The following is a 23,340-nucleotide window of genomic DNA, read 5'->3' as shown; positions in this document are numbered from 1 at the left end:
GTATAGAGAAAGAATGTATAGGAAGGATTAATTTAGAAATAATTTTGTATGAATAATTTACGTACAAAATAACCAGGACTTTTTGCGGGGAATCGCAATACTGATAAAGAAAAAAGTTGATGCAAGAGGTTTTCTTTATACCATGCATTATGGCTGAGCATTGCGGGTCATGAAAATTAAAGATAAGAAATTATGAATGAGCTATGAAAATGAAGTATACTAACAAGAGTGTGAATCTACAGCATGAAAGGAAGTGCAGTCAATGGCAACAAAAGTATACCTTAACCATGATGGTGGTGTGGATGATTTAGTTTCGCTGTTCCTGTTATTGCAAATGGAAGATGTGGAGCTGATCGGTGTTGGAGTAATTCCTGCAGATTGTTATTTGGAACCGGCGGTGTCTGCCAGCAGAAAAATTATCGATCGATTTGGTAAGGGGAAGGAAATTGAAGTAGCACCCTCTAATTCACGTGGGAAAAATCCTTTTCCAAAGGACTGGCGAATGCATGCCTTTTTAGTCGATGCCTTGCCGATATTAAATGAATTTTTACCGGTCAAAACGAAAGAGGCAGATTTACCCGCACATCAACATTTGGTCGAATCTTTGCGTAAGAGTGATGAGAAAGTGACCTTATTATTCGTCGGACCGTTAACAGATTTGGCGCGGGCGCTGAAGGAAGCTCCGGATATAGAAGATAAGATTGAAAAACTGGCATGGATGGGTGGTACCTTTTTGGAAAAGGGCAATGTGGAAGAACCCGAGCATGATGGGACCGCTGAGTGGAACGCTTTCTGGGATCCGGAAGCAGTTAAAGTCGTGTGGGACTCCAATATTCGAATTGATTTAGTGGCACTCGAAAGTACAAACATGGTACCTCTTACATTGGATGTCCGTAACAGATGGGCTTCTGAACGAAGAGACTTGGGGATTGATTTCCTTGGTCAATGCTATGCCATGGTTCCACCGCTTGTCCACTTCCAGACAAATTCGACATATTTCCTTTGGGACGTATTGACAACAGCGACGATAGGGAGGGAAGACCTTGTAAAGAAAAAGGAAGTGAGAAGCATCGTTCATGAAGATGGACCAAGTCAAGGGAAAACGGAGAAGTCCGATGATGGACGAGCTGTTCAGCTGGTTTATGAAGCGGACAGGGATCGTTTTTTTAACTATATCACTGATTTAGCGGGACAATAAACGTTAGTTTTTAAAATACAGAACATGTAAGCAGTACTGCTAAAAATCCCTTTAGATTTTTTTGCCTAAAGGGATTTTTAGTTAAAGGCTCTTTTCATTCCTCTTCTTCATTTTATGCAAAGTATGGTTCGTGCCCCATTCGTGCATTGCTTCCAGAATAGGTTCCAAGCTTCTGCCATATTCGGTAATCGAATACTCCACTTTGGGTGGAACCTGGGGATATACAACACGTGCAACAATATCTTCGTCTTCCAGTTCCCGTAATTGTTTTGTCAGCACCTTTTGTGTGATTCCGGGCATGCTGCGTTTAAGCTCACTAAAACGTTTCGTACCTTCTTGCAATAAATGCAGTAAAATAATCGGTTTCCATTTACCGACCAATATACCCAATGCATCCTCTACACGACAAAATTCAGGTATCTTTTCCATTTAACATTCTCCTTAGTATCTTTTTGCATACTAGGTTGCCTTTAAGTGCGTACTTACATAATATCTCATTATATTCTATACTAGCACCAAGAAGATGTTATGGAAAGAAGCAATGGTTGTAACGCAACAAAAAATCAATAATCAAATATAATATAAGTGAGGCTGACAAATATATGGAAAAATATCGTATTGATCCAAGTCAAGGAATGGAATTTGGTCTTTATACACTTGGAGACCACATACCGGATCCCCATACAGGAGAGAGGATTTCCGCAGAGCAGCGCATCCATGAAATCATTGAACTGGCCCAGCTGGCGGAACAGGCCGGGATTGATTTCTTCAGTGTTGGAGAAAGTCATCAGGAATATTTCACTACCCAGGCGCATTCTGTTGTCCTGGCCGCTATTGCTCAAGCAACAGAAAAAATAAAAATAGCCAGTTCTTCAACAATTATTAGTACATCCGATCCTGTACGAGTTTTTGAGGATTTTGCCACCATTGACCTGATTTCAAAAGGGCGGGCGGAACTCATTGCTGGACGTGCTTCACGAATCGGGCTTTTCGATCTGTTAGGCTATAATGTGCGTGACTATGAAGAACTGTTTGAAGAAAAGTTCGAACTGTTGCTGAAGATTGCCAAAGAGGAAGTTGTCAACTGGAGCGGACAGTTCCGTGCACCGTTAAAGAATGCAGAAGTTATTCCTCGTCCAAAAAACGGAACCATTCCAATCTGGCGTGCAGTTGGCGGTCCTCCTGCCAGTGCCATTAAAGCGGGTTATGCAGGGGTTCCAATGTTTATCGCGACTTTGGGCGGGCCTGCTACAAGCTTTAAGTATTCCATTGATGCATATCGTGAGGCCGCAAAGCAAAATGGATTTGACCCATCCGAGCTTCCGATATCAACTGCCGGATTTTTCTATGCTGCGGAAACGACACAACAGGCGCAAAAAGAAATATACCCACATGTTAATCAAGGTTTGCAGCTGATTAACGGAAGAGGCTATCCGAAGCAGCAATTTGCTCAAGGTGCAGATACAAGGGATGTTATGAATGTCGGCAGTACTCAGCAAATCATTGAGAAAATTCTTTACCAGCATGAACAATTTGGACATCAGCGCTATATCGCACAAATGGATTTCGGTGGTGTTCCATTTGATAAATTAAAGAAAAACATTGAGTTGATCGGAACAGAAATTTTACCGGCAATCAAAAAATATACAGCAAAGAACTAGGGAGATGGAAATATGAAAATCGTGGGATTATCTGGTTCGAAGGTCGGTTCGAAAACGAGAACAGCGATGGACTATACAGTTAAGATTATCAAAGATAAGTATCCGGATATTGAGGTGACATTAATCGATTTAGCCGAATATGATGTGCAGTTTAGTGATGGCCGTAACTACCTGGAGTATGAAGGCGACACCGGATATGTTACGAAAACCATTATGGAAGCCGATGCAATAATTATAGGAACCCCTGTATTTCAGGCATCGATACCAGCTACATTGAAAAACATCTTTGACCTGCTGCCCGAGAAGGCATTTTTGGATAAAATTGTCGGCATGTTTGTCACTGCAGGGTCACCAAAGCATTATTTAATGGTCGATCAGCAATTAAAACCGATTCTTTCCTACATGAAGGCCCAACTTGTACAGACATATGTATTTATCGAGGAAAAGGATTTTCATCGGAAAGAAATCGTTAATGATGATGTATTATTCCGTATTGACCGTTTGGTGGAAGATACCGTCGTTTTGACGAAAACATTTACGGAGATTCGTAAAGCTAAAGAAGCTGATTATGGATTTTGATACGCTATGATATTAAGGTATAAGGGGGGATGAGTGCCATACATGGTGCTTGTCCCTTTTTAAACGGGTAAGAAAGTATAAGATTTTGGCAGCATTTAATTCTTACACATAAACGGCCACGGCCAGCTCCAGCGCCTACCCCCCTTGAGGTCTTAAGTAGAAACTACCTGTGGCAAAGAACGCCACTGGTAGTTTCTACTTAAGCTTGTCGGGGGTGATCAAGGCGCTTGCGCTTTTGTTCACGGTCACTCATCCGTCTGTTTTATTTATGAGGTATGTCTTGTCCGAATCCAGTAAAGTACCGATAGAACTGCCAAAAATATCGCTATACTGATTGTGACAATGGCAAGCAGCCATTGATCAGGGAAGTTCATTACAAATATACCGATTATGGCCCAGATGAATACAAGGATAATAACCCAATCCCGCAATAGAAACATTACTGCAAATCCGAGAATGAGAACAATTGCGACAGCCAGATAAGTTAATATCATCTGTACATCCGTGTTGATTTCAATACTTGCTACCAACCAATAAAGTATATTTATTAAGGAAGCCACTGTAATCCAGCCCACATATAATGAAATCGGAGCCAGGAATTTGATGGATTTGTTTTGACTGCGCTGTGCGTGATACAGATATAGAATTGTAAGGAAATGCATGAGTATTATAATCAGGGCAACTCCATCGAGAAGAAAATGCCAGGAAATAATCCATAGAACGTTAAAAAGACAAGTCAGCAGAAATCCCCAATACTGCGAATTGCCCAACTTCTGCATTTTGAGACTGAAACTGAGCAGCCATAAGAAAAGAGCAATATAAATCAGCGTCCATATACTGAATGTATAGCTTGCCGGGGTGAAATAGACCGTATACATATTGGAAATTTCACCTGTTGTGTATCCCTTGAGGGTAAACATATTCGCCATGGCATTTACTGCAATCATGAGGACAAATGCGATGTACATATGGATTTGCTTCATATCTTTCATTTTATCAGCTCCTTATATTTATCAGATATTGTTATCTACCCATAAAGAAAGAAGTATAATCGGTAACGGGGCGCGTAATAAAGAGATTTATCATTTTAAGGAATCGAACAAAAACGATATAATGGAAAGCAACTCGTAGAAATTGATAGATGGTATCCTTCTACAAAGACTTGTTCGGGTTGGGGCTCTGTTAGAGTTGTAAAATAGGAGAACGCACGTATTAATGTACTTGTGAACTACCCTTGATACAGATCGCAATTCTGCACGAATTATTTTCTGGAGGAAATAATATGATTCAAATAGGTTTAACAGGATGGGGGGACCATGATTCTCTGTATCCAGATTATATAAAGCCAAAAGATAAATTAACCGAATACAGCAGTCATTTCCCGGTTGTGGAGGTCGATGCCTCCTTTTATGCCATCCAGCCTGTTCGCAATGCTGAAAAGTGGGTGAAGCAAACACCGGAAAATTTCCGGTTTATCGTAAAAGCTTATCAAGCTATGACGGGACATCAGCGTGGAAATACCCCTTTTGAATCCAAAAAAGAAATGTTCAAGGCGTTCAGGGACTCTTTAAAACCGTACCTGGATGCAAAGAAGCTGGCGATGGTTCTGTTCCAATTCCCACCTTGGTTTGATTGCCGGAAGGAAAATGTAACTTATTTGAGATACTGTAAGAAAATGATGGGGAATATTCCAGTCGCCCTTGAATTCAGGCATCAGTCTTGGTTTGATGCACGTTTTCGCGATGGAACACTTTCTTTTATGAAAGAAGATGGATGGATCCATTCCATTGCAGATGAACCACAGGCCGGAAAGGGATCGATTCCGTTAGTGCCGATTGTGACCAATCCTGATGTGACGTTAATTCGTATGCATGGAAGGAATATTCATGGTTGGAATAAGTCAGGAAATGTTAATTGGCGTGAAGTCCGTTACTTATATAGATATAATCAGCAGGAACTGACAGATTTAAAAAACACCATCACCGAGCTTGCCAAATCGACAAAGGATATTATTGTTTTATTTAACAATAATTCCGGCAAAGAGGCAGCAGTTAATGCGAAGGAGCTCCAAAACATACTAGGTATTGAATATGAAGGTTTGGCTCCAAGGCAGATGGATTTATTTTAGTAGTTGATTTATTAAAGATTTGTAAAAGAAATCTTAGTTGGTTGATTATATAAGCAAATCGTTATATAATTATGAAAGAATAAAAGGTGGTGTTAAGGGATGCTGCAAACTGCGATTGAAATGGATAAAGCAGCGGTAATCTTAAAGTTATTGGGTGATAAAACGAGATTGTCCATGCTGAAAATATTGGATGACAACGACTGTTGTGTTTGCGAATTCGTGGAAATTTTTAAAGCAAGTCAACCATCCATAAGTCAGCACCTTCGTAAATTGAGGGATGTTGGACTGGTTAAGGAAGATCGGAGAGGCCAATGGATATTTTACTCTGTAAACCAAAATAGTGAGTACTATCCATTTATCGGCAAGATTCTCGAGCAATTACCTGATCAGAGTTATAAATTAAAAGAATTGGAAAAACAAGGTACACGAATCACTTGTTGCTAATTGGGGGTAACTATTTTGTCAACAACGCTTATGCTAGCAATTTTAATTTTCTTTGTCACACTTATTTTAGTTATATGGCAGCCTAAAGGATTGTCAATTGGATGGTCTGCCATCGGTGGCGCTCTGGTCGCTCTGGTGGTAGGGGTAGTTGATTTCAGTGATGTTATCGAAGTTACCGATATCGTATGGAACGCAACGCTTGCTTTTGTTGCCATTATTCTTATTTCGTTAATATTAGATGAAATTGGATTGTTTGAATGGGCAGCTTTGCATATGGCAAGAGTTGCGCAAGGTAATGGAATCAAGATGTTTGTCTACATAAGTATTTTGGGTGCGATTGTAGCCGCCTTCTTTGCGAATGATGGGGCTGCACTTATACTGACACCGATTGTACTTGCAATGGTTCGGAATTTAAATTTCTCCGAAAAAATGATTTTCCCATTCATTATGGCGAGTGGGTTTATTGCTGATACAACATCATTACCGTTTGTAGTAAGTAACCTGGTTAATATTGTCTCTGCGGATTTCTTTGGCATTGGTTTTGTGGAATATGCATCGAGAATGATTATTCCAAATCTGTTCGCGCTGACAGCAACAATTGCCGTATTATTGATTTACTTTAGAAAAAGCATTCCGAGGTCCTATGAGGTTTCCAAGTTAAGTCAACCTGTAGATGCAATAAGAGACCCTAAAATGTTTCGTTTATCTTGGTATGTACTCGGCATACTACTTATTGGCTATTTTGTCAGTGAGTTTATTAACTTGCCGGTTTCCATTGTTGCAGGCATTATAGCGATATTCTTCTTGCTGATGGCGAGAAAAAGCAATGCTGTGGACACAAGGGCAGTTATTAAGGGAGCACCATGGAATATTGTATTTTTCTCCCTTGGTATGTATGTCGTTGTTTATGGATTGGGCAATGCGGGGCTTACTAGTGCACTTGCCACCGTTATTCAGGCAGCAGCAGAACAAGGACTTTTCGCAGCGACAATGGCAATGGGATTCATTGCAGCGTTTCTGTCATCGATCATGAATAATATGCCAACAGTTATGATTGACGCCCTGGCCATTGCGGAAACGGATACTTCTGGTGTCATTCGCGAAGCGCTGATTTATGCGAATGTAGTTGGTTCAGACTTAGGACCGAAGATTACGCCAATTGGTTCACTAGCCACATTAGTATGGCTCCATGTCTTATCCAAAAAAGGATTTAAAATTTCATGGGGAACCTATTTTAAAATTGGGATTGTCTTAACTGTTCCGATCCTGTTTATTACACTATTAGGACTCTATTTAACATTAATAATTCTATAAAAGGAGAGATGAATACATGTCTAAAAAAACACTTTACTTTTTATGCACTGGAAATTCCTGCAGAAGCCAAATGGCGGAGGGATGGGCCAAAAAATATCTCGGAGAAGAATGGGAAGTCAGAAGTGCAGGCATTGAAGCACATGGCTTAAATCCCAAAGCTGTAAAAGCGATGGATGAAGCAGGGGTGGATATTTCAGAACAGAAATCGGAAATGATTGATATGGACTATTTGAACAATGCTACATTGGCTGTTACGCTTTGTGGAGATGCTGCAGACAAATGTCCTATGACACCTCCCCACGTAAAACGCGAACATTGGGGATTTGATGATCCGGCAAAAGCAGAAGGCACCGAAGAAGAAGTGTGGGAAGTGTTCAGGCGTGTCCGTGATGAAATTGGCGCCCGGATAAAACAATTTGCAGAAACGGGAAAATAATAAATCACCTTACTGAAATGAGCCGTACACCCTGCGAAGGAATGGATGTACGGCTCATTTGCTTTATAAATTGAATTAAAACAGCTTCCTATAAATCTTCTTTGCATAGGCTGCAAATCTGGAGTTGGTATGCAATTTCCTTTCTTCAATAAACGTATCAAACTGCTTTCTTTTATGTTGATCTCTACTTACATTCCCATCCGTTGCGCTTGTCAGCAAATCATCCTGGGAGATTGAGTCTCTTTTATTTTCAACTTCTTCAGTAATATATCCTGCATTTTTTAATATTCGATAGGCTTGTTTCAGGTCCTGGGGCATACCGGAAAATTCATCTTTTAAATCGAGCGGTTTCCCTTTTCCGGGAAGATTATCGAATTCACCATTTTCGATGGACTCTTTAATCTTTTCTTCAACGAAAATATACATGACACTATCCTCCTTGCCCATATATATAAAAAGAATTACGTCTTAAGGTAACAATTCTTATCAATAAGTATGGGCAAAACTCCGGGGGAAATCAAGAGAATATGGAAATTGGTCAAGACACATTCATCGAAATATATTGCATTACCTGGTCTATGGACCTCTCACCAATTTCTTCCCACTTATTTTTATGTTTTATATTTCCATCCGTATCCAAAGGCTTTTGAAATTGGCTAAATCCTGTAGCTGTAAGGAGCGATGATCCACTTTTGTCCAAACCGACATTAACAACATGTTTGATAACAAAAGGTGTTTGAAACTCGATAACAGCATCGCTATGATCCAGCTGACCGGTAATGACGTGAAAGGGGAGTCGGATATATATTGTCTCGCCTCCTTCGCGTGACAGGATACCATCAAAAAAACCTCTGTCATATTGCCAATTTCCGCATAAGCAATAACCTAAGGACTTCAGACCGGATTGCATTTGGCCAAAGGTTGTTCTTTTTCCCTCAATCTCTGTATGTAGTTCTATCATCCTCTATACACTCCTAAATTAGATTAGTTATTATCCTTCCCAAAAATGGAATATAAATACATTTAAAATAGATGCAAGGGTGCGGTAAAGGATGATAGTAAAAAGGGCTGAGGCATTTAATGGTGGCTCACACCCATTTTCCCATGATATGTTATTTTCTCTTGTTTGGCTGGTTTATAGACAGTTTGCAGCGGGTAGTCAGCTGAGAATGAGTAAGGTCTCCTTCTTGTAAACGCGCGATTATGTTAAAATTGACTTACCATTACAGAATGTGATGGTAATTGATTTTCCGATTCTGAAAAAATTTTAAAGGACGATACGATGAACGAATATAAATTTGATAAATTAATGCACATCCGTACAGGGGCAGAAAAGAAGGTGTCCTATCCGGATTCGGTCCAATACAATCCATATGAACCTACACCGTATGATGCATTGGAAATCCTGTTCCAGCATTATAAATTAGGGGAAAATGATCAAGTAGTTGATTACGGATGTGGTAAAGGTAGGCTGAACTTTTATATCCATTACTTTTTCGGTGTTTCGGCCAAAGGGATAGAAATGGATGAAAACGCCTATCAGAAGGCAATTGATAACCAGCGAAGTTATTTAAAATATACAAACAAAAAAGAGAACACCATTGAATTCTTCTGCTGTCTGGCAGAGGAGTATAGGGTAGAACCAAATGATAATCGTTTCTATTTCTTTAATCCTTTTTCGGTTATCATTTTTAGAAAAGTCATTCATAACATTTTACGCTCTGCAGAAAAAGCTGAAAGGGAAGTGGAATTGATATTGTATTACCCCCATGAAGATTATATTTATTTCCTTGAGAACAATACTTCCTTTGAATTAAAGAAGGAAGTCCCATTACAAGGATTGTATGAGAAAAACCCTGACGAGCGTTTCCTGATTTACCGTTTAGTATTTTAGATGACAGTGTAAAACGCACACATAGGCAATTTAGCCAAAGTGTGCGTTTTAATTAATGGGGTTATTTTTTCCCCCTTGCTATTCTCTTTCTTTCCTGTTGAAGTGCTTTCACCAATGAGAACATCATTAATATTACTACGAACGAAAAGGGGAGCGCTGCAGCAATAATCGTATTTTGCAGTGCTGTCAACCCGCCTACATACAGCAAAATCAAAGCGACTGCAGATTGTGCCACACCCATGATGATTTTTACACCATTTGGGGGTGTCAATGAACCGTGGGTTGTTTGGATTCCAAGTACGAATGTAGCTGAATCTGCGGAAGTAATGAAAAATGTGCTAAGCAGTAATATGGATAAGATAGATAAAATGAATGGGAAAGGTAATTGATCATACATATTAAAGGTAACCAATTCTGTTGAAAATTGGGTTAGGTCAATAACTCCACGCCTTTGAATCTCGCCAGCAGTTGTTCCAAATGTCGCGAACCAAATGGCACTGATGAATGTAGGTATTATCATTACACCAATCATAAATTCCCGAATGGTTCTTCCCCGAGATACACGAGCGATGAACATACCTACAAACGGTGCCCAGGAAATCCACCATGCCCAGTAGAAAATGGTCCACGCATCTACCCAGCCGCGATTATCCCCTTCAAGCGGTGCTGAGCGAAAACTCCATTGTATAAGGTTCTGGATGTACAATCCAAAAGTTTCCGTGAACATATTAAGGATTAGCAGGGTTGGACCTATAAATAGTAAAGAAAAAAATAATAAAATCGCCAGCACCATATTGGTATTCGACAAATATTTAATTCCCTTGCTTAGGCCTGACCAGGATGAAGCTAGAAATAAGACGGTTACCACCGCCACAATAATAAACTGGGAAGCAAAAGTTACATCAACTCCAAAAAGATGATTTAACCCCCCATTAATTTGCATTGCTCCTAACCCAAGGGAGGTTGCAACACCGAATATCGTTGCATATGCTGCAAGCACGTCAATCATAATTCCTAATGGACCCGTCATTCTATCGCCAAATAGTGGCTTTAGCGTCGCTGAAATCAAGCCGCGTTCCCCTTTTCGGAATTGGAAAAAGGCCAATGCGAGAGCAACGACACCATACATAGCCCATCCATGGAAACCCCAGTGGAAATAGGTCAATGAAAGACCTTCCTTAAATGCCAGGTCTGAGCCTTCTTCTGATAGAGGTGCATCTAAAAAACCATGAAATAGAGGCTCGGCAGCACCGTAGAACACAAGGCCAATACCCAGCCCAGCCGAGAATAACATAGCAATCCACGTAGGGGTAGAAAAGTCTGGCCTTTCATTATCTTTTCCCAAGCGAATTTTACCGTAGGGACTGACAATGACAAAAATAGATAGGATGATTAGTGCAACCATCAGCCACATGTAATACCATCCAAAGTTTGACGATATAAAAGCGTTCAGATAGGATGTAGCTTCCTCAAATTGAACTGGCATGAGTGCACCAAGTAATACAAATATAATGACTAGAGCGATTGTGATGTAAAAAACATTAGAAACTTTCTTCAAGTAAATCCCCCCGCTTAGATGTAGTGATACATGTGAGATATATAGTCTCTTAAGTGGATAAAAATGGGAAGCAAAAACTTCCGCAGACAGGATTATGATTTGAATTTTTAATGGAAATTATACTTAAAGAAAGTGGGAGAATAAAAAATTGACATAGGGTTTGCAGGCAGTTAATCCTCCGAGCGAAAACACAAAGAAATGAAAACCATCAAGATTTACTCTTGATAGCCATTAATCTGCCATGGTAAGTGTATCCAGGAATGGACTTAAAATGATCCAAATGACCTGTTCTTTTCAAGGGCCTTCAGATTATACCTTTTGGTGCTGACAACCATTGGGAGATGAAAGGACTCCCAATGATTTAAGTTGCACTTTATATTGGAGCATCATTTTTGAATCGATACTGCTTCTAACTTCGCCATTTTCTCCATAATCAGTATCATTTTATATAACTGGTCGTTAACAGGTGTTGGAATACCGTGTTTTTTTCCAAGTTCACATACTTTACCTGCAAAATATTCAACCTCTGTTTTACGTTTTGCCTCCACATCCTGGAGCATCGATGTCTGACCGTCCGGTGACAGTTTCATTAAGATAGGTCTGTAATGATGCACATCTTCCTCTGTTAAGTTGACTCCGACCCTCTCAGAAATGGCAACAACTTCATACATGGCCTGCTCCATCCAATTATGAAGTGCAGGTATTTCCTGAAAAGATCTATAAGATGCCCGCAACACGGCAGAGGTCTGATTAATCCCTACATTAAACATAAACTTGGCCCAAATTGTGTGCCATATATTTTCTGGTATTTCATAAGGGATTCCTGCCCTTTCCAATAGATCCTTAACCATCAGGACATTTTCGGAAACGGTTTGATTCTTTTCCCCGTAACATATTTTACCGATACTTGAAAAGCGGATTTTATTATTTGTTCTTACTGCGTCAATACCAACACACATACTATAAAGGATATTTGAATTGGCTGTTGCTTCAGAAATCTCCTCTTCACTGGATATACCATTTAACAAGGAAAGAATGATTGTATCCGGACCGATATGATGCCTCATATCTGAAATAGCCTGGGAAAGTTCTGCGTTCTTTACTGCAAAGATAACGAGATCTGCTGGTTCTGCCTCAGTCTGAGGGAGCTTGTAATTAAAATGATATATAGTACCATCTACTTCAAGCCCGGCTGATTGGTATTTGTTGATTCGCTGCTCGTTGGCAACAACTTGTAATGAGTCTCCAAGCAGTGTTTGCAATCTGCTTCCATAGGCTGCACCAATTGCTCCCAAGCCTATTAATGATACATTCTTAATTGTTTTCATAACTAACCTCTCTTATCTTATTTGATGTATTATGTTTAATTATATAAGAAGCGCAATTTTCACACAAATAAAGTAAGATCTAACGTTTAACGGAGTAACTTAGAAAGCCACTAATATCTTCCTTGTCTAAAGGTACGTAGGCCCGCAAAGTGGTTTACGGCCGGCCGTTGGTTGAGGACGTTCCCTAAGTCATGTTCACTCTATGAAACTTGAGTGATAAATAATTACTTAATTCAAAAAAGTTTGGTAAGATATGCTTGGGGAGCAAGCTCCTTAAGGGGGATTACCAGTGAAGATAACATTTGAAAATATCGATATAATGGGACACATTGTAAATGAAAATAATCTGTATAAACATTTTCACTATCCGGAAATGTTAATTCGGCATGACAGTAATTTCATTAAGTTTAAACGGATGCCAACACTGACTGAATTTGAGGAGACCGTTGATTATTTAACAGGTTTTCATAAGAGTAAAGGTCAGAATCACATAAAATTTTACTTGCCTGAAAATAAAAAGCCTTCAACGGAGCTGTCAATTCATTTCAAAGAAAATGAATATGAGATTGGCTTTCTCGAATTATATTCTATTGAGCCCAACCTGTTTCCACATATAGAGAAAAGCCCAGATATCGAAATTGAATCTGTGACAGAAAAAAACCTTGAAACGTTTCTTTCTCTAAAATATGAGCAGGATTTGAAATTCGGTGAAGCGTTCGCAAAGCATAAGAGAAAATTAAGTAAACGTTTGTTTGACGACTCAGGAGTCATGCAAATTATCGCATATTATAAAGGTGAGCCAGCAGGTTCGGTTGATGTAATCATTAAAAAGGAGACGGCTGAAATTGACAGCTTAGATGTGAATGAATCACTTCGCAGAATAGGAATAGGCAGCAGGCTGCAAAAATTCGTGATGGAAGCATTTCATGATAAAACAATAATTCTGGTTGCCGATGGTGAAGATACAGCAAGGGAGATGTATCGTAAACAAAACTACAAATACCATGGATTTAATTATGAGATCCTAAAAATTTTTAATGATTAAGCAAGCCGGATAAACTATGATTTCAGAAACTTAGATTAGATCAAACGTTTATTTGAAAATAATGGCTGCAAATGGCGGATATAGCCTAAAATTCAGGATAGGAAAAGGAAATATAAATGGTTACATGACAATTAAGTCCGGAAAGTAATTAGTAAAAAATAGGGGTTCCAATTCGGAGGAATTCCTTTTTCTTTAAAAATTACTCAAACGATTATTTGATTGTTTGAATATAGTAATATAAAATAATCTTAAAGTTAAAACTAAATTGAGGGTGATTGAATTGGCTAAGGATGTTTGTGAAATAACATGTGTTGATGAAGGAAAAGTGACAGATGTTAAAAATATACTTGAGAAACAAAATCCAATGGAAGTTGCGAAAATATTTAAAGCCTTGTCAGATGAGACAAGGATAAAGATTGCGTACTCACTTTCTATAGAAAATGAACTATGTGTATGTGATATAGCCAATATTATCGGTTCATCTACAGCGACAGCTTCCCATCATTTAAGATTGCTGAAGAATATTGGATTGGCGAAATATCGGAAAGAAGGAAAGCTGGTTTACTATTCTTTGGATGACAATCATGTCAAGGAACTGATTCAAATTGCATTCGCTCATCAAAAGGAGGTGGAAGAAATTGGGTGAACTGGAGAAATGGGAAGATGAAAAAAACGTCTATCGCGTACAGGGATTCTCATGTGCAAATTGTGCAGGTAAATTTGAGAAGAATGTTAAACAAATCCCAGGTGTTCAGGATGCTAAAGTAAATTTTGGCGCTTCAAAGATCTCTGTTTACGGCGCCACCTCAATTGAAGATTTGGAGAAGGCAGGTGCGTTTGAAAACCTAAAAGTAGAGCCTGAAAAAAAACAAAAATCTAATACGGATTCTGAAAAAATAAAATCAAAGGAGTCATTTATAAAGAAACATGGAAATATTCTGTATTCCGTTTTGCTAATTAATATTGGATATCTATCCATGCTCGCAAATGGAGAAGGAAATATTATTACCATTTCCCTGTTTGCTGCAGCGATTGTAATTGGTGGTTACTCGCTTTTCAAGGTTGGTTTGCAGAATTTAATCAGGCTGGATTTTGACATGAAAACACTGATGACTGTAGCTGTTATTGGAGCGGCACTTATTGGGGAGTGGGCAGAAGGGGCAATAGTTGTTATTCTTTTTGCGATCAGTGAGGCACTCGAAAGATTTTCAATGGACCGTGCCAGACAATCAATCCGTTCTTTAATGGATATTGCACCTCATGAGGCGATTGTCAGAAGAAATGGCCAGGAAACGAAAATACACGTGGATGATATTCTAATCGGCGATATTATGATCATTAAACCGGGGCAGAAGATTGCAATGGATGGTATCGTTGTTAATGGATATTCCGCAGTAAACCAAGCAACCATTACAGGTGAATCGGTTCCTGTCGGGAAGGCAATCGATGATGAAGTATTCGCCGGAACACTTAATGAAGAAGGCTTGCTTGAGGTCAGCGTAACTAAATTGGCAGAGGATACGACACTTTCCAAAATTATTCATCTTGTTGAGGAAGCTCAGGCAGAGCGCGCCCCTTCCCAAGCATTTATTGATAAGTTTGCAAAGTATTATACTCCTTTGATTATGATCATTGCAGCATTGGTTGCAATAATTCCTCCACTTGTCTTTGCGGCCAGCTGGGAAACATGGGTTTATCAGGGGTTAGCCGTATTGGTAGTTGGATGTCCATGTGCACTAGTTATTTCCACCCCTGTGTCCATTGTGACAGCGATCGGAAATGCAGCGAAAAATGGGGTGCTTGTTAAAGGCGGCGTTTATCTGGAAGAATTGGGTGCGCTAAAAGCAATTGCCTTTGATAAAACTGGTACACTGACAAAAGGCATTCCGGTTGTCACGGATTTTGAAATAATAAACAACCAGGCTCAGCCGGACCAGGTTTTTTCTACTCTTGCGGCCCTGGAAAATCGTTCACAGCATCCATTGGCATCGGCAATTATTAAAAAGGCTGAACAGGACAATATCAATTATGCCAATATTGTGGTTGAAAATTTTTCTTCGATTACTGGTAAGGGTATTAGAGGGGACATAAATGGAACAACTTATTATATTGGCAGTCCAGGACTCTTTCGTGAACTTGGTGTTGAACACGTTATAGAGGATAAGGTGACCTTATTGCAGGAACAGGGGAAAACTGCGATGGTATTGGGTACTGAAAAAGAAATCATTGCCGTGATAGCAGCAGCAGATGAAGTCCGGGAAACAAGTAAAGAGGTTATTCAAAAGCTGTATCAGCTTGGGATAAAAAAGACAATTATGTTAACGGGTGATAACAACCAAACTGCACAGGCTATAGCACAGTTAGTGGATGTGACAGACGTGGAGTCCGAACTGTTGCCGGAAGGTAAGCTAAACGTTATAAAGAAATTAAGAGCTGACTATGGCCATGTATCCATGATCGGTGATGGTGTCAATGACGCCCCGGCTTTAGCGGCCTCCACAGTCGGAATAGCAATGGGGGGAGCGGGTACGGACACGGCTTTGGAAACTGCAGATGTAGCATTAATGAGCGATGATTTAACGAAACTTCCTTTCGCTGTTAAGTTAAGTCGGAAGGCATTAGCGATTATTAAGCAAAACATCACATTCTCCATTGCCATTAAAGTGATAGCTCTATTACTTGTCATTCCAGGCTGGTTAACCCTTTGGATCGCAATCATAGCCGATATGGGTGCGACCCTGTTGGTGACAGCAAATGGCTTACGACTTCTCAAAGTAAAAGATTAGGAATTGGCATATCAGAATGAAATAGAAATCGGAGAGTACAGCTCCGATTTTCTTTTATGTCCGGCCCCAGCGCCTCCCCTCTTATTAAACAGAAACTATCTGTGGCAAGGCACGCCACAGATAGTTTCTGCTTGGGCAGCAGTACGTGGATCAGTTATATCGACAGGAGTTGTTTGAACAACTCTAAAAGCCATAGGAAAGCCCACTTCCAATTTGGATATTCCTTTGGCAATTAATGAAATGCAGCCAATTTAGAACGCTGTGCCAGTACTTACTACATCTACTTCCTGTGCAGCTGGCTTCCTTGTCTTCTGCAAAACAAGTAGTTCATAGGCATTAATAAATGTAAATTCCCCGGTAATTTCCTGTGCCCCGATTTTTGGAGGGATATTGTTTGTCACCGCTACATTCCACTTTCCTGAGGAAGGGAGGTGAAGATCGAATTTGTTGCTCGTTGGATTAATATAGATGGTAAAATCATTTCTCTCCCCCAATAATGCAAATCCAAATACCGGATGAGGTGCTCCAATAACGTGGAACCTTCTCCGGATTTCCTGTTTTGATGTCATCCGAAAAACATTATATTTTTTCCTTAATGCGATCAGTGCTTTTACAAATTCAATATTGTCTTTTTCCAGCTCACGTTTATTCCAATCCAGTTGATTGATATGATCCCCGGAGATGTAGCTGTTTTCATGCCCTTGCTTGCTTCGGAACCATTCCTGCCCAGCATGGATGAAAGGTACACCTTGGCTCAACAAGACAATTCCGGTAGCCAATTGATGCATTTTTTTTCGTTCCTGCTCATCTATATGCTTATTTGTCAGCTGCAGCCGATCCCATAACGTATGATTATCATGGCATTCAACATAGTTAACGGTCTGGTTTACGTCAGATACGAAGGGATCACCGTATTCTTCCAGTGCAGAACCGGACATCAATTTAGGCATTCTCTCCAGGAAGCGGCCTTCACCATTAATGTAGCCTAAATCTTGGTCATTAAATAGGTTTCCTTTAATGGAATCCCGGAAAAAGTCATTGAAAAAACGAATTCCTTGTAATCGATGGGAATTGAAGCTCGTTGCTTTTACCTCAGAAGGAATTGCTGTCGGTAAATCCCAACCCTCGCCAAGCAGCATGATTGGTGTATCCTCTGTTTTACAGCGGGCTTCAATTTGACGCATTGTCTCGATATCGATTGCTCCCATAAGGTCGAAACGGAACCCGTCTACTTGGTATTCCTGCAGCATAAAGTCTATCGTATCAAGAATGAATTTTCTCGTCATTTTTCTTTCGGTGGCCATATCGTTTCCGACACCGGTTCCGTTACTCAGTTGCCCATTTTGGTGATATCTGAAGTAATATCCAGGTACAAGTTTCTCAAACGGTGATTCTTCCATAATAAATACATGGTTATAAACAACATCAATAATTACGGAAATTCCCTCCCGATGAAAAGCTTGAATCATTGCTTTAAATTCGTTCATTCTCGCCATCGGTTTTTCAGGCAGTACGGAATAACTGCCCTCAGGGACCTGGAAATATAGTGGATCATATCCCCAATTGTACTGTTTCTCCGGTTGGAGTTCATCCACACGGGCAAAGTCGTTAATCGGTAATAACTGTACATGTGTACATCCAAGCTCTTTCAGATACGAGAGGCCTGTGGAGAATCCATTAGGGGTAGCAGTATCTTTTTCTGCAAGTCCAAGAAATTTACCACGGTTCAAAACCCCGCTTTCACGTTGAATGGTTGCATCCCTTACATGCAGTTCATAAATGATTGCATCCTGTAAGTTACTGATGGCAGGACGGTTCCTTGTACTGACTGCCTGATCTGCTCTGGAAAAGTTGACGACAACTCCTTTTTTGCTGTTGGCAAGCATTGATTTTGCATATGGGTCATTTACCAGCTGGGTGACCCCATTTATCGTAATTTCATATTCGTAAGCAAAACCGTGCCAGTCCCCTTCCAAATCGATACGCCAAACCCCTTTTTCAGACTTATCCATCGCATACATTTCTGAATTCAAAACAAGATTTATGGCAGTTGCTGTTGGAGACCAAACGGTAAATATTGTAGAGTCATCGGTACATATTGCTCCAAACTCCATCTCTGGTGCAGCATAATGCTGATCAAACCATTCGGTACGTACAATTGCACGCGGATAAACAGGTATTTCCTGATTACCCCACCGAAGAACTAGCTCTTCTCCAATAGGCAGTTCTTCCTTATTTTCGAGGAGAAATGTACAATCATCCATCTTTTCACGAAAAGAAACCGTAAAGTACTTTTGTTTTTTTTCCAAAAAAAGGACAGGGTCCTCCTTATGGTAAGCAGGTGAGTTATTTATATGATCGATGATGACAGTGAGCAAATGCACGTCATCTATCCAGGCAATATTCTTTTTCATAATGGCTACCCCTCTTCAACTGACGCTTAACTGCTACAGTATATGTTATACCCGCCTTTACGGGTAGTTTACACAAACGATTTAATTTAATTATTTCTTTACCATATTTACCATAATTAAACATAACTATGCTCTAAACCGGATATTATCACAATCGCTTTCAAGGTTCGACAATAAATACTGGATTCCGCAAATAATTGTCGGAGGAATTTTCTGATAACTATGTTGAATTCTTTCATTTTTATATCTATAATAAACTATATTCAAATAAGGGAGTGCGATAGTATATATTTTCTCGGTAACTTGAATATATTTTAAGGAGGGCATCATTTATTGAAATATAACATCTCGGAACAGGATATATATTTATTCCACCAAGGTACGAACTATCAGAGCTATAAAATGCTTGGCTGCCATAAAATGGAATGGGAGGGTGAAAAGGGATACCGATTTGCGGTTTGGGCACCCAATGCACGTGAAGTTCGCCTTGCTGGTGATTTTAATAACTGGAATGGTATTTCCCATCCACTGGAAAAGGTAACCAGTGAAGGAATATGGATCGGCTTTTTTACAGATGTTCCAGGCGATTCCACCTACAAATATGAAATTATGGCTGCAGATCATCGAGTATTGTTAAAAGCAGACCCATATGCACTTCAATCAGAACTTCGACCTAAAACTGCATCGTTGACTCCTACAGAAGATCCCACCTATGAATGGAATGATCAGGAATGGAAGGAAAAGAAAAAAACCTTTCATCCATATTCATCCCCCATATCTATTTATGAAGTACATCTCGGTTCGTGGAAGAAGAAAGACTCAGGGGAATTTTATACATATCTGGAGCTTGCAGATGAACTTGTCCCGTACGTGAAGTCTCTCGGCTATACACATATCGAATTACTGCCTTTGGCTGAACATCCTTTCGATCTTTCATGGGGTTATCAGATAACAGGTTATTATGCTGTTACCTCTCGTTACGGTTCACGTAATGATTTCAAGTATTTCGTTGACCAGTGCCACCGAAATCATATTGGTGTGATAATGGATTGGGTTCCAGGCCACTTTTGCAAGGATGATTTTGCCCTCCGACAGTTTGATGGAGACGCTTTATACGAATATAGAGACCCTCTTAAAGCGGAAAAGAAATCCTGGGGGACATTGGTATTTGATTTTGGCAGGCCAGAGGTTCAGAGTTTCCTTGTATCCAATGCTGTCTTCTGGCTGGAGGAATATCATATTGATGGAATCCGGGTTGATGCCGTAGCAAGTATGCTGTACCTTAATTTTGACAGACAGGATGGGGAGGATAAAATCTATAATTCTTTTGGCGGGGAACAAAATCTTGAAGCATATGCATTTATTCGCAAGTTAAATGAAGTGGTCTTTTCATATCAACCGAATACGCTAATGATGGCCGAGGACAGTTCAGACCTGCCTCTTGTCACAGCACCGACATATTCAGGAGGACTTGGCTTTAATTTTAAATGGAATATGGGCTGGATGAATGACATGTTGAAATATATGGAAGAAGACACTGGTAATCGAAAATGGCACCATAATCTGCTTACCTTCTCATTCATGTATACCTATTCCGAAAATTTTTTGTTACCGCTCTCCCATGACGAGGTTGTTCACGGAAAGAAATCCTTACTGGACAAGATGCCGGGAGACCAATGGCAGCAGTTTGCCAATCTCAGGCTTTTATATGGTTATATGTTTGCCCACCCTGGAAAGAAACTTTTATTTATGGGAGGGGAACTCGCCCAGTACGCAGAGTGGAAGGATAAGGAGCAATTAGACTGGCACTTGCTGGATTATCCACTACACCGGGGAATTTACCATTACATTGGCGAACTGAATCATTTCTATACCGAAAATTCACAACTGTTTGAACTGGATCATGACAACAAAGGTTTTGAATGGATCGATCCTCATCATATCGATCAAAGCATTATTGCCTTCAGAAGGAAGAATAAGCAACCTGACGATGAATTGATAATCGTATGCAATTTTACGCCAAATACTCATTATGAATACAAAGTGGGTGTTCCATTTGCTGGGACATATCGAGAAGTGTTTAACTCTGATTTGGAGGAATTTGGGGGGGCAGGCCAGTTAAATGGCCCTGAACATTCCAGTGTTTCCCAAAAGTGGCATGGATTGCCTCAGCATATAAAAATAACAGTTCCACCGTTAGGCATCACGATCTTCAAATTTAATCAGCTGGATGAGGAGGGTTCATGATGAAAGAATGTGTTGGCATGTTACTAGCAGGAGGAGAAGGTAAGCGCTTAGGTGCGTTAACTCATAACGGAGCAAAGCCGGCGGTGCCATTTGGCGGCAAATATAGAATCATTGACTTTACATTAAGTAATTGCACCAATTCGGGCATCCAAACTTTAGGTGTCTTAACACAATATTCACCCCTTGAATTGAATAAGCATATTGGAAACGGAAAGCCATGGGATATGAATCGACAATACGGCGGGGTGACTGTTCTTTCTCCGTATACGGGTAAAACAGGTGGTGACTGGTATTCGGGTACAGCTGATGCCATTTATCAAAATATCCACTTTATCGATCAATATGATCCGGACTATGTACTGGTCATTTCAGGAGATCATATTTATCAAATGGATTATGAGAAAATGCTTGAACAGCATAAAGAGACGGAGGCAGACGCAACAGTTTCCGTAATTGAAGTCCCTTGGAAAGAAGCATCCAGATTTGGTGTATTGAGTGTATCGGAAAACCACCGAATCTATGAATTTGAAGAAAAGCCCGCAAATCCGCAAAGCAACCTTGCGTCGATGGGCATATATATTTTCACATGGGATAAACTGAAAGCCTATTTATTGGAGGATGCCAATAATAAAGCATCCAGTCATGATTTTGGGAAAGATATCATTCCCTCCATGCTTCAGACTAATTGTAGAATGTTTGCCTATCGTTTTAGTGGCTACTGGAAGGATGTAGGAACACTCCAAAGTTATTGGGAGGCTAATATGGATATTCTCCAAGAAAAGACAGGATCAATCTTGAATGATGAAAATTGGAGAATCTATACAAACGATTCGAACCTTCCACCACAATATGTCAGTCAACATGCTACTGTTACCAATTCTTTAGTAAACTCGGGGTGCTTCATCTACGGGAATGTCGAGAATTCCGTCCTGTTTAAAAATGTGAGAATAGAAAAAGGAAGCACCGTCAGGCAGTCCATCATTCATTCGGAGGCAAGCATTGCAGCAAATTGTATATTGGATCGGGTAATTGTAATGGAAAATACAGTTATTCCAGAAGGCACTATCCTTCAACGAAGTGAAGATGAAGAACCGCTTGTCATTAATGAAGATATATTGGGTGCAATGCTGACGCCTGCAGGGGGTGGAAAATAATGGACAGAATGATGGGACTTATAAACCTGGATCATGAGCACCATGTTTTTAATGAATTGGCCTATTTCCGTAATAATGCTTCGTTGCCATTTGGTGGTCGATACCGAATGATCGATTTTGCCCTTTCCAATATGGTCAATTCAGATATAAACGAAGTTGCGATTTTCGTAAGGAATAAATACCGCTCGCTTTTGGATCATATAGGAACAGGAGAAAACTGGGAGCTTGACCGAAGAAATGGCGGATTGTTTATCCTTCCCCCGGATTGGAATGATCCTTCCGACAGGTCAATTGGAGATCTTCGTTTTTTTCATAATAACCGGGATTACTTCCATCGTGGAAAATCACAATATGTCCTGATTAGTGGCAGCCAATTTATTTCCAATACAGACTATAAAAATGCCTTTAAGTTCCATCTGGAAAGGAAGGCAGATGTTACACTGATCAGCGCTCACGTAGATAAAGTGGAGAGTGAACATTATCCTTATTTCCGGATAGAGGCGGACGAATCGGGATGGGTGATCAATATAACAAATGACCAGAAAAATTCGGAGCTATTTACAGGGGTTTATATTATTAATAAAGCACTGCTCATGGATTTGGTTGACGAATGTATTGCATACAATAAAGATAATTTCTTCGTGTGCGGCATTAAGGAAAAGTTAAAAAATCTAAAGGTGCAAAAATACGATCATGAGGGCTATAGTGCCTTTGTCAATACGATTGAGAGCTTTTACAAACAGAATATGAACCTTTTGCAGGAAGAAAATTATCGCGATTTATTTTTCAATAGAAATTTAGTCCGGACAAAAATATCCAACAATCCACCAGCCAAATATTGTGAAGGATCCTTGGTGAACCATTCCTTGCTGGCAAACGGCTGTGTAGTTGATGGAACAGTTGAAGGAAGTATGCTTTTCCGTGGCGTTAAAGTGAAGTCGGGTGCAACTGTAAAAAATTCCATTATCATGCAAAGGTGTACGATTGAAGAGGGGGTCTATCTGGAGAACGTGATTCTTGATAAGGACGTCCATGTAACCAAAGACCAGATGTTTATTGGGTCTAAAGAAAAACCATATGTTGTAGCCAAAAGGCAAGTTATATAAATCGAATGATACATTCAAAAGATTATTGGTCATCCTGCGTACGCTAAT

At 39.9% G+C, this 23,340-nt stretch carries 21 protein-coding genes; 14 read left to right on the top strand and 7 right to left on the bottom strand.

Translation table 11 applies throughout. The annotated features are described in order from the left end of the window. Positions 1–262: 262 nt before the first annotated feature. Positions 263–1,198, top strand: a complete 936-nt coding sequence (locus tag A4245_RS06100) for a nucleoside hydrolase (protein ID WP_067726710.1) — start codon at positions 263–265, stop codon at positions 1,196–1,198. A gap of 81 nt (positions 1,199–1,279) precedes the next feature. Here A4245_RS06100 and A4245_RS06095 read toward each other — a convergent pair whose 3' ends face one another. Further along, positions 1,280–1,627, bottom strand: a complete 348-nt coding sequence (locus A4245_RS06095) for a winged helix-turn-helix transcriptional regulator (RefSeq protein ID WP_067726708.1) — start codon at positions 1,625–1,627, stop codon at positions 1,280–1,282. A gap of 173 nt (positions 1,628–1,800) precedes the next feature. Between A4245_RS06095 and A4245_RS06090 the strand changes: the two genes are divergently transcribed. Together A4245_RS06090 and A4245_RS06085 are read left to right on the top strand one after the other, a co-directional pair. Continuing rightward, positions 1,801–2,859 (top strand): LLM class flavin-dependent oxidoreductase, encoded by a 1,059-nt coding sequence (locus A4245_RS06090; protein ID WP_067726706.1) that lies wholly within the window; start codon positions 1,801–1,803, stop codon positions 2,857–2,859. Between the two features lie 12 nt (positions 2,860–2,871). Next, positions 2,872–3,438, top strand: coding sequence for an NADPH-dependent FMN reductase (locus A4245_RS06085; protein ID WP_067726704.1), 567 nt, complete (start codon positions 2,872–2,874; stop codon positions 3,436–3,438). A 266-nt stretch (positions 3,439–3,704) separates the two neighbouring features. Here A4245_RS06085 and A4245_RS06080 read toward each other — a convergent pair whose 3' ends face one another. Beyond that, entirely contained in the window at positions 3,705–4,430 is a 726-nt protein-coding gene (locus tag A4245_RS06080; RefSeq protein WP_067726702.1) for a TspO/MBR family protein, read from the bottom strand. Positions 4,431–4,720: 290 nt separating this feature from the next. On the opposite strand from A4245_RS06080, the gene A4245_RS06075 reads away from it, so the two are divergent. From A4245_RS06075 to arsC, 4 genes are all read left to right on the top strand, one after another. Next, the gene (locus tag A4245_RS06075; RefSeq protein ID WP_067726700.1) at positions 4,721–5,566 is read left to right on the top strand and encodes a DUF72 domain-containing protein; all 846 of its coding nucleotides are present in this window, start codon (positions 4,721–4,723) and stop codon (positions 5,564–5,566) included. A 99-nt stretch (positions 5,567–5,665) separates the two neighbouring features. Beyond that, positions 5,666–6,010 carry an ArsR/SmtB family transcription factor gene (locus A4245_RS06070; protein WP_067726698.1) on the top strand — a complete coding sequence of 115 codons (345 nt, stop codon included), beginning with the start codon at positions 5,666–5,668 and terminating at the stop codon, positions 6,008–6,010. Positions 6,011–6,040: 30 nt separating this feature from the next. After that, the gene (locus A4245_RS06065) at positions 6,041–7,324 is read left to right on the top strand and encodes an arsenic transporter (RefSeq protein WP_067726771.1); all 1,284 of its coding nucleotides are present in this window, start codon (positions 6,041–6,043) and stop codon (positions 7,322–7,324) included. Positions 7,325–7,340: 16 nt separating this feature from the next. Further along, positions 7,341–7,760, top strand: coding sequence for an arsenate reductase (thioredoxin) (arsC, locus tag A4245_RS06060; RefSeq protein ID WP_067726696.1), 420 nt, complete (start codon positions 7,341–7,343; stop codon positions 7,758–7,760). A gap of 75 nt (positions 7,761–7,835) precedes the next feature. Here the strand turns inward: arsC and A4245_RS06055 are convergent, their stop codons facing one another. Together A4245_RS06055 and A4245_RS06050 are read right to left on the bottom strand one after the other, a co-directional pair. Further along, positions 7,836–8,186: a DnaJ family domain-containing protein gene (locus A4245_RS06055; protein WP_067726692.1), complete on the bottom strand. Its 351-nt coding sequence runs from the start codon at positions 8,184–8,186 to the stop codon at positions 7,836–7,838. Between the two features lie 112 nt (positions 8,187–8,298). Beyond that, complete coding sequence (locus tag A4245_RS06050; protein WP_067726690.1) at positions 8,299–8,721, bottom strand: YugN family protein; 423 nt, start codon at positions 8,719–8,721, stop codon at positions 8,299–8,301. A 321-nt stretch (positions 8,722–9,042) separates the two neighbouring features. Between A4245_RS06050 and A4245_RS06045 the strand changes: the two genes are divergently transcribed. Then, the gene (locus tag A4245_RS06045) at positions 9,043–9,654 is read left to right on the top strand and encodes a class I SAM-dependent methyltransferase (protein WP_067726688.1); all 612 of its coding nucleotides are present in this window, start codon (positions 9,043–9,045) and stop codon (positions 9,652–9,654) included. Between the two features lie 61 nt (positions 9,655–9,715). Here the strand turns inward: A4245_RS06045 and A4245_RS06040 are convergent, their stop codons facing one another. Together A4245_RS06040 and A4245_RS06035 are read right to left on the bottom strand one after the other, a co-directional pair. After that, complete coding sequence (locus A4245_RS06040) at positions 9,716–11,212, bottom strand: BCCT family transporter (protein ID WP_067726687.1); 1,497 nt, start codon at positions 11,210–11,212, stop codon at positions 9,716–9,718. 386 nt (positions 11,213–11,598) lie between these two features. Then, positions 11,599–12,540 carry a ketopantoate reductase family protein gene (locus tag A4245_RS06035; RefSeq protein WP_067726685.1) on the bottom strand — a complete coding sequence of 314 codons (942 nt, stop codon included), beginning with the start codon at positions 12,538–12,540 and terminating at the stop codon, positions 11,599–11,601. A 289-nt stretch (positions 12,541–12,829) separates the two neighbouring features. On the opposite strand from A4245_RS06035, the gene A4245_RS06030 reads away from it, so the two are divergent. The 3 genes from A4245_RS06030 (at position 12,830) to A4245_RS06020 (ending at position 16,371) form a co-directional block, all read left to right on the top strand. Beyond that, complete coding sequence (locus tag A4245_RS06030; RefSeq protein WP_234402358.1) at positions 12,830–13,585, top strand: GNAT family N-acetyltransferase; 756 nt, start codon at positions 12,830–12,832, stop codon at positions 13,583–13,585. A 280-nt stretch (positions 13,586–13,865) separates the two neighbouring features. Further along, a complete protein-coding gene (locus A4245_RS06025) occupies positions 13,866–14,231 on the top strand; it encodes an ArsR/SmtB family transcription factor (RefSeq protein ID WP_067726682.1) in 366 nt (121 codons plus the stop codon). Then, the gene (locus A4245_RS06020) at positions 14,224–16,371 is read left to right on the top strand and encodes a heavy metal translocating P-type ATPase (RefSeq protein WP_067726680.1); all 2,148 of its coding nucleotides are present in this window, start codon (positions 14,224–14,226) and stop codon (positions 16,369–16,371) included. Before A4245_RS06025 ends, A4245_RS06020 begins: the two co-directional genes overlap by 8 nt. Positions 16,372–16,622: 251 nt before the next feature. Here the strand turns inward: A4245_RS06020 and pulA are convergent, their stop codons facing one another. Beyond that, the gene (pulA, locus tag A4245_RS06015) at positions 16,623–18,785 is read right to left on the bottom strand and encodes a type I pullulanase (protein ID WP_067726678.1); all 2,163 of its coding nucleotides are present in this window, start codon (positions 18,783–18,785) and stop codon (positions 16,623–16,625) included. Between the two features lie 333 nt (positions 18,786–19,118). Here pulA and glgB point away from each other — a divergent pair, with 333 nt between their 5' ends. From glgB to glgD, 3 genes are read left to right on the top strand one after another with little or no spacing between them, the layout of a single operon-like run. After that, positions 19,119–21,032, top strand: a complete 1,914-nt coding sequence (gene glgB, locus A4245_RS06010; RefSeq protein WP_067726676.1) for a 1,4-alpha-glucan branching protein GlgB — start codon at positions 19,119–19,121, stop codon at positions 21,030–21,032. Further along, the gene (locus A4245_RS06005) at positions 21,032–22,186 is read left to right on the top strand and encodes a glucose-1-phosphate adenylyltransferase (RefSeq protein ID WP_084268699.1); all 1,155 of its coding nucleotides are present in this window, start codon (positions 21,032–21,034) and stop codon (positions 22,184–22,186) included. Before glgB ends, A4245_RS06005 begins: the two co-directional genes overlap by 1 nt. Beyond that, complete coding sequence (glgD, locus tag A4245_RS06000) at positions 22,186–23,292, top strand: glucose-1-phosphate adenylyltransferase subunit GlgD (protein ID WP_067726672.1); 1,107 nt, start codon at positions 22,186–22,188, stop codon at positions 23,290–23,292. The genes A4245_RS06005 and glgD overlap by 1 nt, the downstream gene beginning before the upstream one ends. Positions 23,293–23,340: the final 48 nt, after the last annotated feature.

The organism is Oceanobacillus damuensis (genome assembly GCF_001618145.1).
Taxonomy (GTDB): domain Bacteria; phylum Bacillota; class Bacilli; order Bacillales; family Amphibacillaceae; genus Oceanobacillus; species Oceanobacillus damuensis.
Note: the sequence above shows the minus strand (reverse complement) of the source record. Positions and strands in the feature narration are given on the sequence as shown.

Bases quoted from the DNA above. Each gene is read 5' to 3' on its own strand.
- A4245_RS06100 (WP_067726710.1), top strand. From the start codon at position 263: ATGGCAACAAAAGTATACCTTAACCATGATGGTGGTGTGGATGATTTA.
- A4245_RS06095 (WP_067726708.1), bottom strand. From the start codon at position 1,627: ATGGAAAAGATACCTGAATTTTGTCGTGTAGAGGATGCATTGGGTATA.
- A4245_RS06090 (WP_067726706.1), top strand. From the start codon at position 1,801: ATGGAAAAATATCGTATTGATCCAAGTCAAGGAATGGAATTTGGTCTT.
- A4245_RS06085 (WP_067726704.1), top strand. From the start codon at position 2,872: ATGAAAATCGTGGGATTATCTGGTTCGAAGGTCGGTTCGAAAACGAGA.
- A4245_RS06080 (WP_067726702.1), bottom strand. From the start codon at position 4,430: ATGAAAGATATGAAGCAAATCCATATGTACATCGCATTTGTCCTCATG.
- A4245_RS06075 (WP_067726700.1), top strand. From the start codon at position 4,721: ATGATTCAAATAGGTTTAACAGGATGGGGGGACCATGATTCTCTGTAT.
- A4245_RS06070 (WP_067726698.1), top strand. From the start codon at position 5,666: ATGCTGCAAACTGCGATTGAAATGGATAAAGCAGCGGTAATCTTAAAG.
- A4245_RS06065 (WP_067726771.1), top strand. From the start codon at position 6,041: ATGCTAGCAATTTTAATTTTCTTTGTCACACTTATTTTAGTTATATGG.
- arsC (WP_067726696.1), top strand. From the start codon at position 7,341: ATGTCTAAAAAAACACTTTACTTTTTATGCACTGGAAATTCCTGCAGA.
- A4245_RS06055 (WP_067726692.1), bottom strand. From the start codon at position 8,186: ATGTATATTTTCGTTGAAGAAAAGATTAAAGAGTCCATCGAAAATGGT.
- A4245_RS06050 (WP_067726690.1), bottom strand. From the start codon at position 8,721: ATGATAGAACTACATACAGAGATTGAGGGAAAAAGAACAACCTTTGGC.
- A4245_RS06045 (WP_067726688.1), top strand. From the start codon at position 9,043: ATGAACGAATATAAATTTGATAAATTAATGCACATCCGTACAGGGGCA.
- A4245_RS06035 (WP_067726685.1), bottom strand. From the start codon at position 12,540: ATGAAAACAATTAAGAATGTATCATTAATAGGCTTGGGAGCAATTGGT.
- pulA (WP_067726678.1), bottom strand. From the start codon at position 18,785: ATGAAAAAGAATATTGCCTGGATAGATGACGTGCATTTGCTCACTGTC.
- A4245_RS06005 (WP_084268699.1), top strand. From the start codon at position 21,032: ATGAAAGAATGTGTTGGCATGTTACTAGCAGGAGGAGAAGGTAAGCGC.
- glgD (WP_067726672.1), top strand. From the start codon at position 22,186: ATGGACAGAATGATGGGACTTATAAACCTGGATCATGAGCACCATGTT.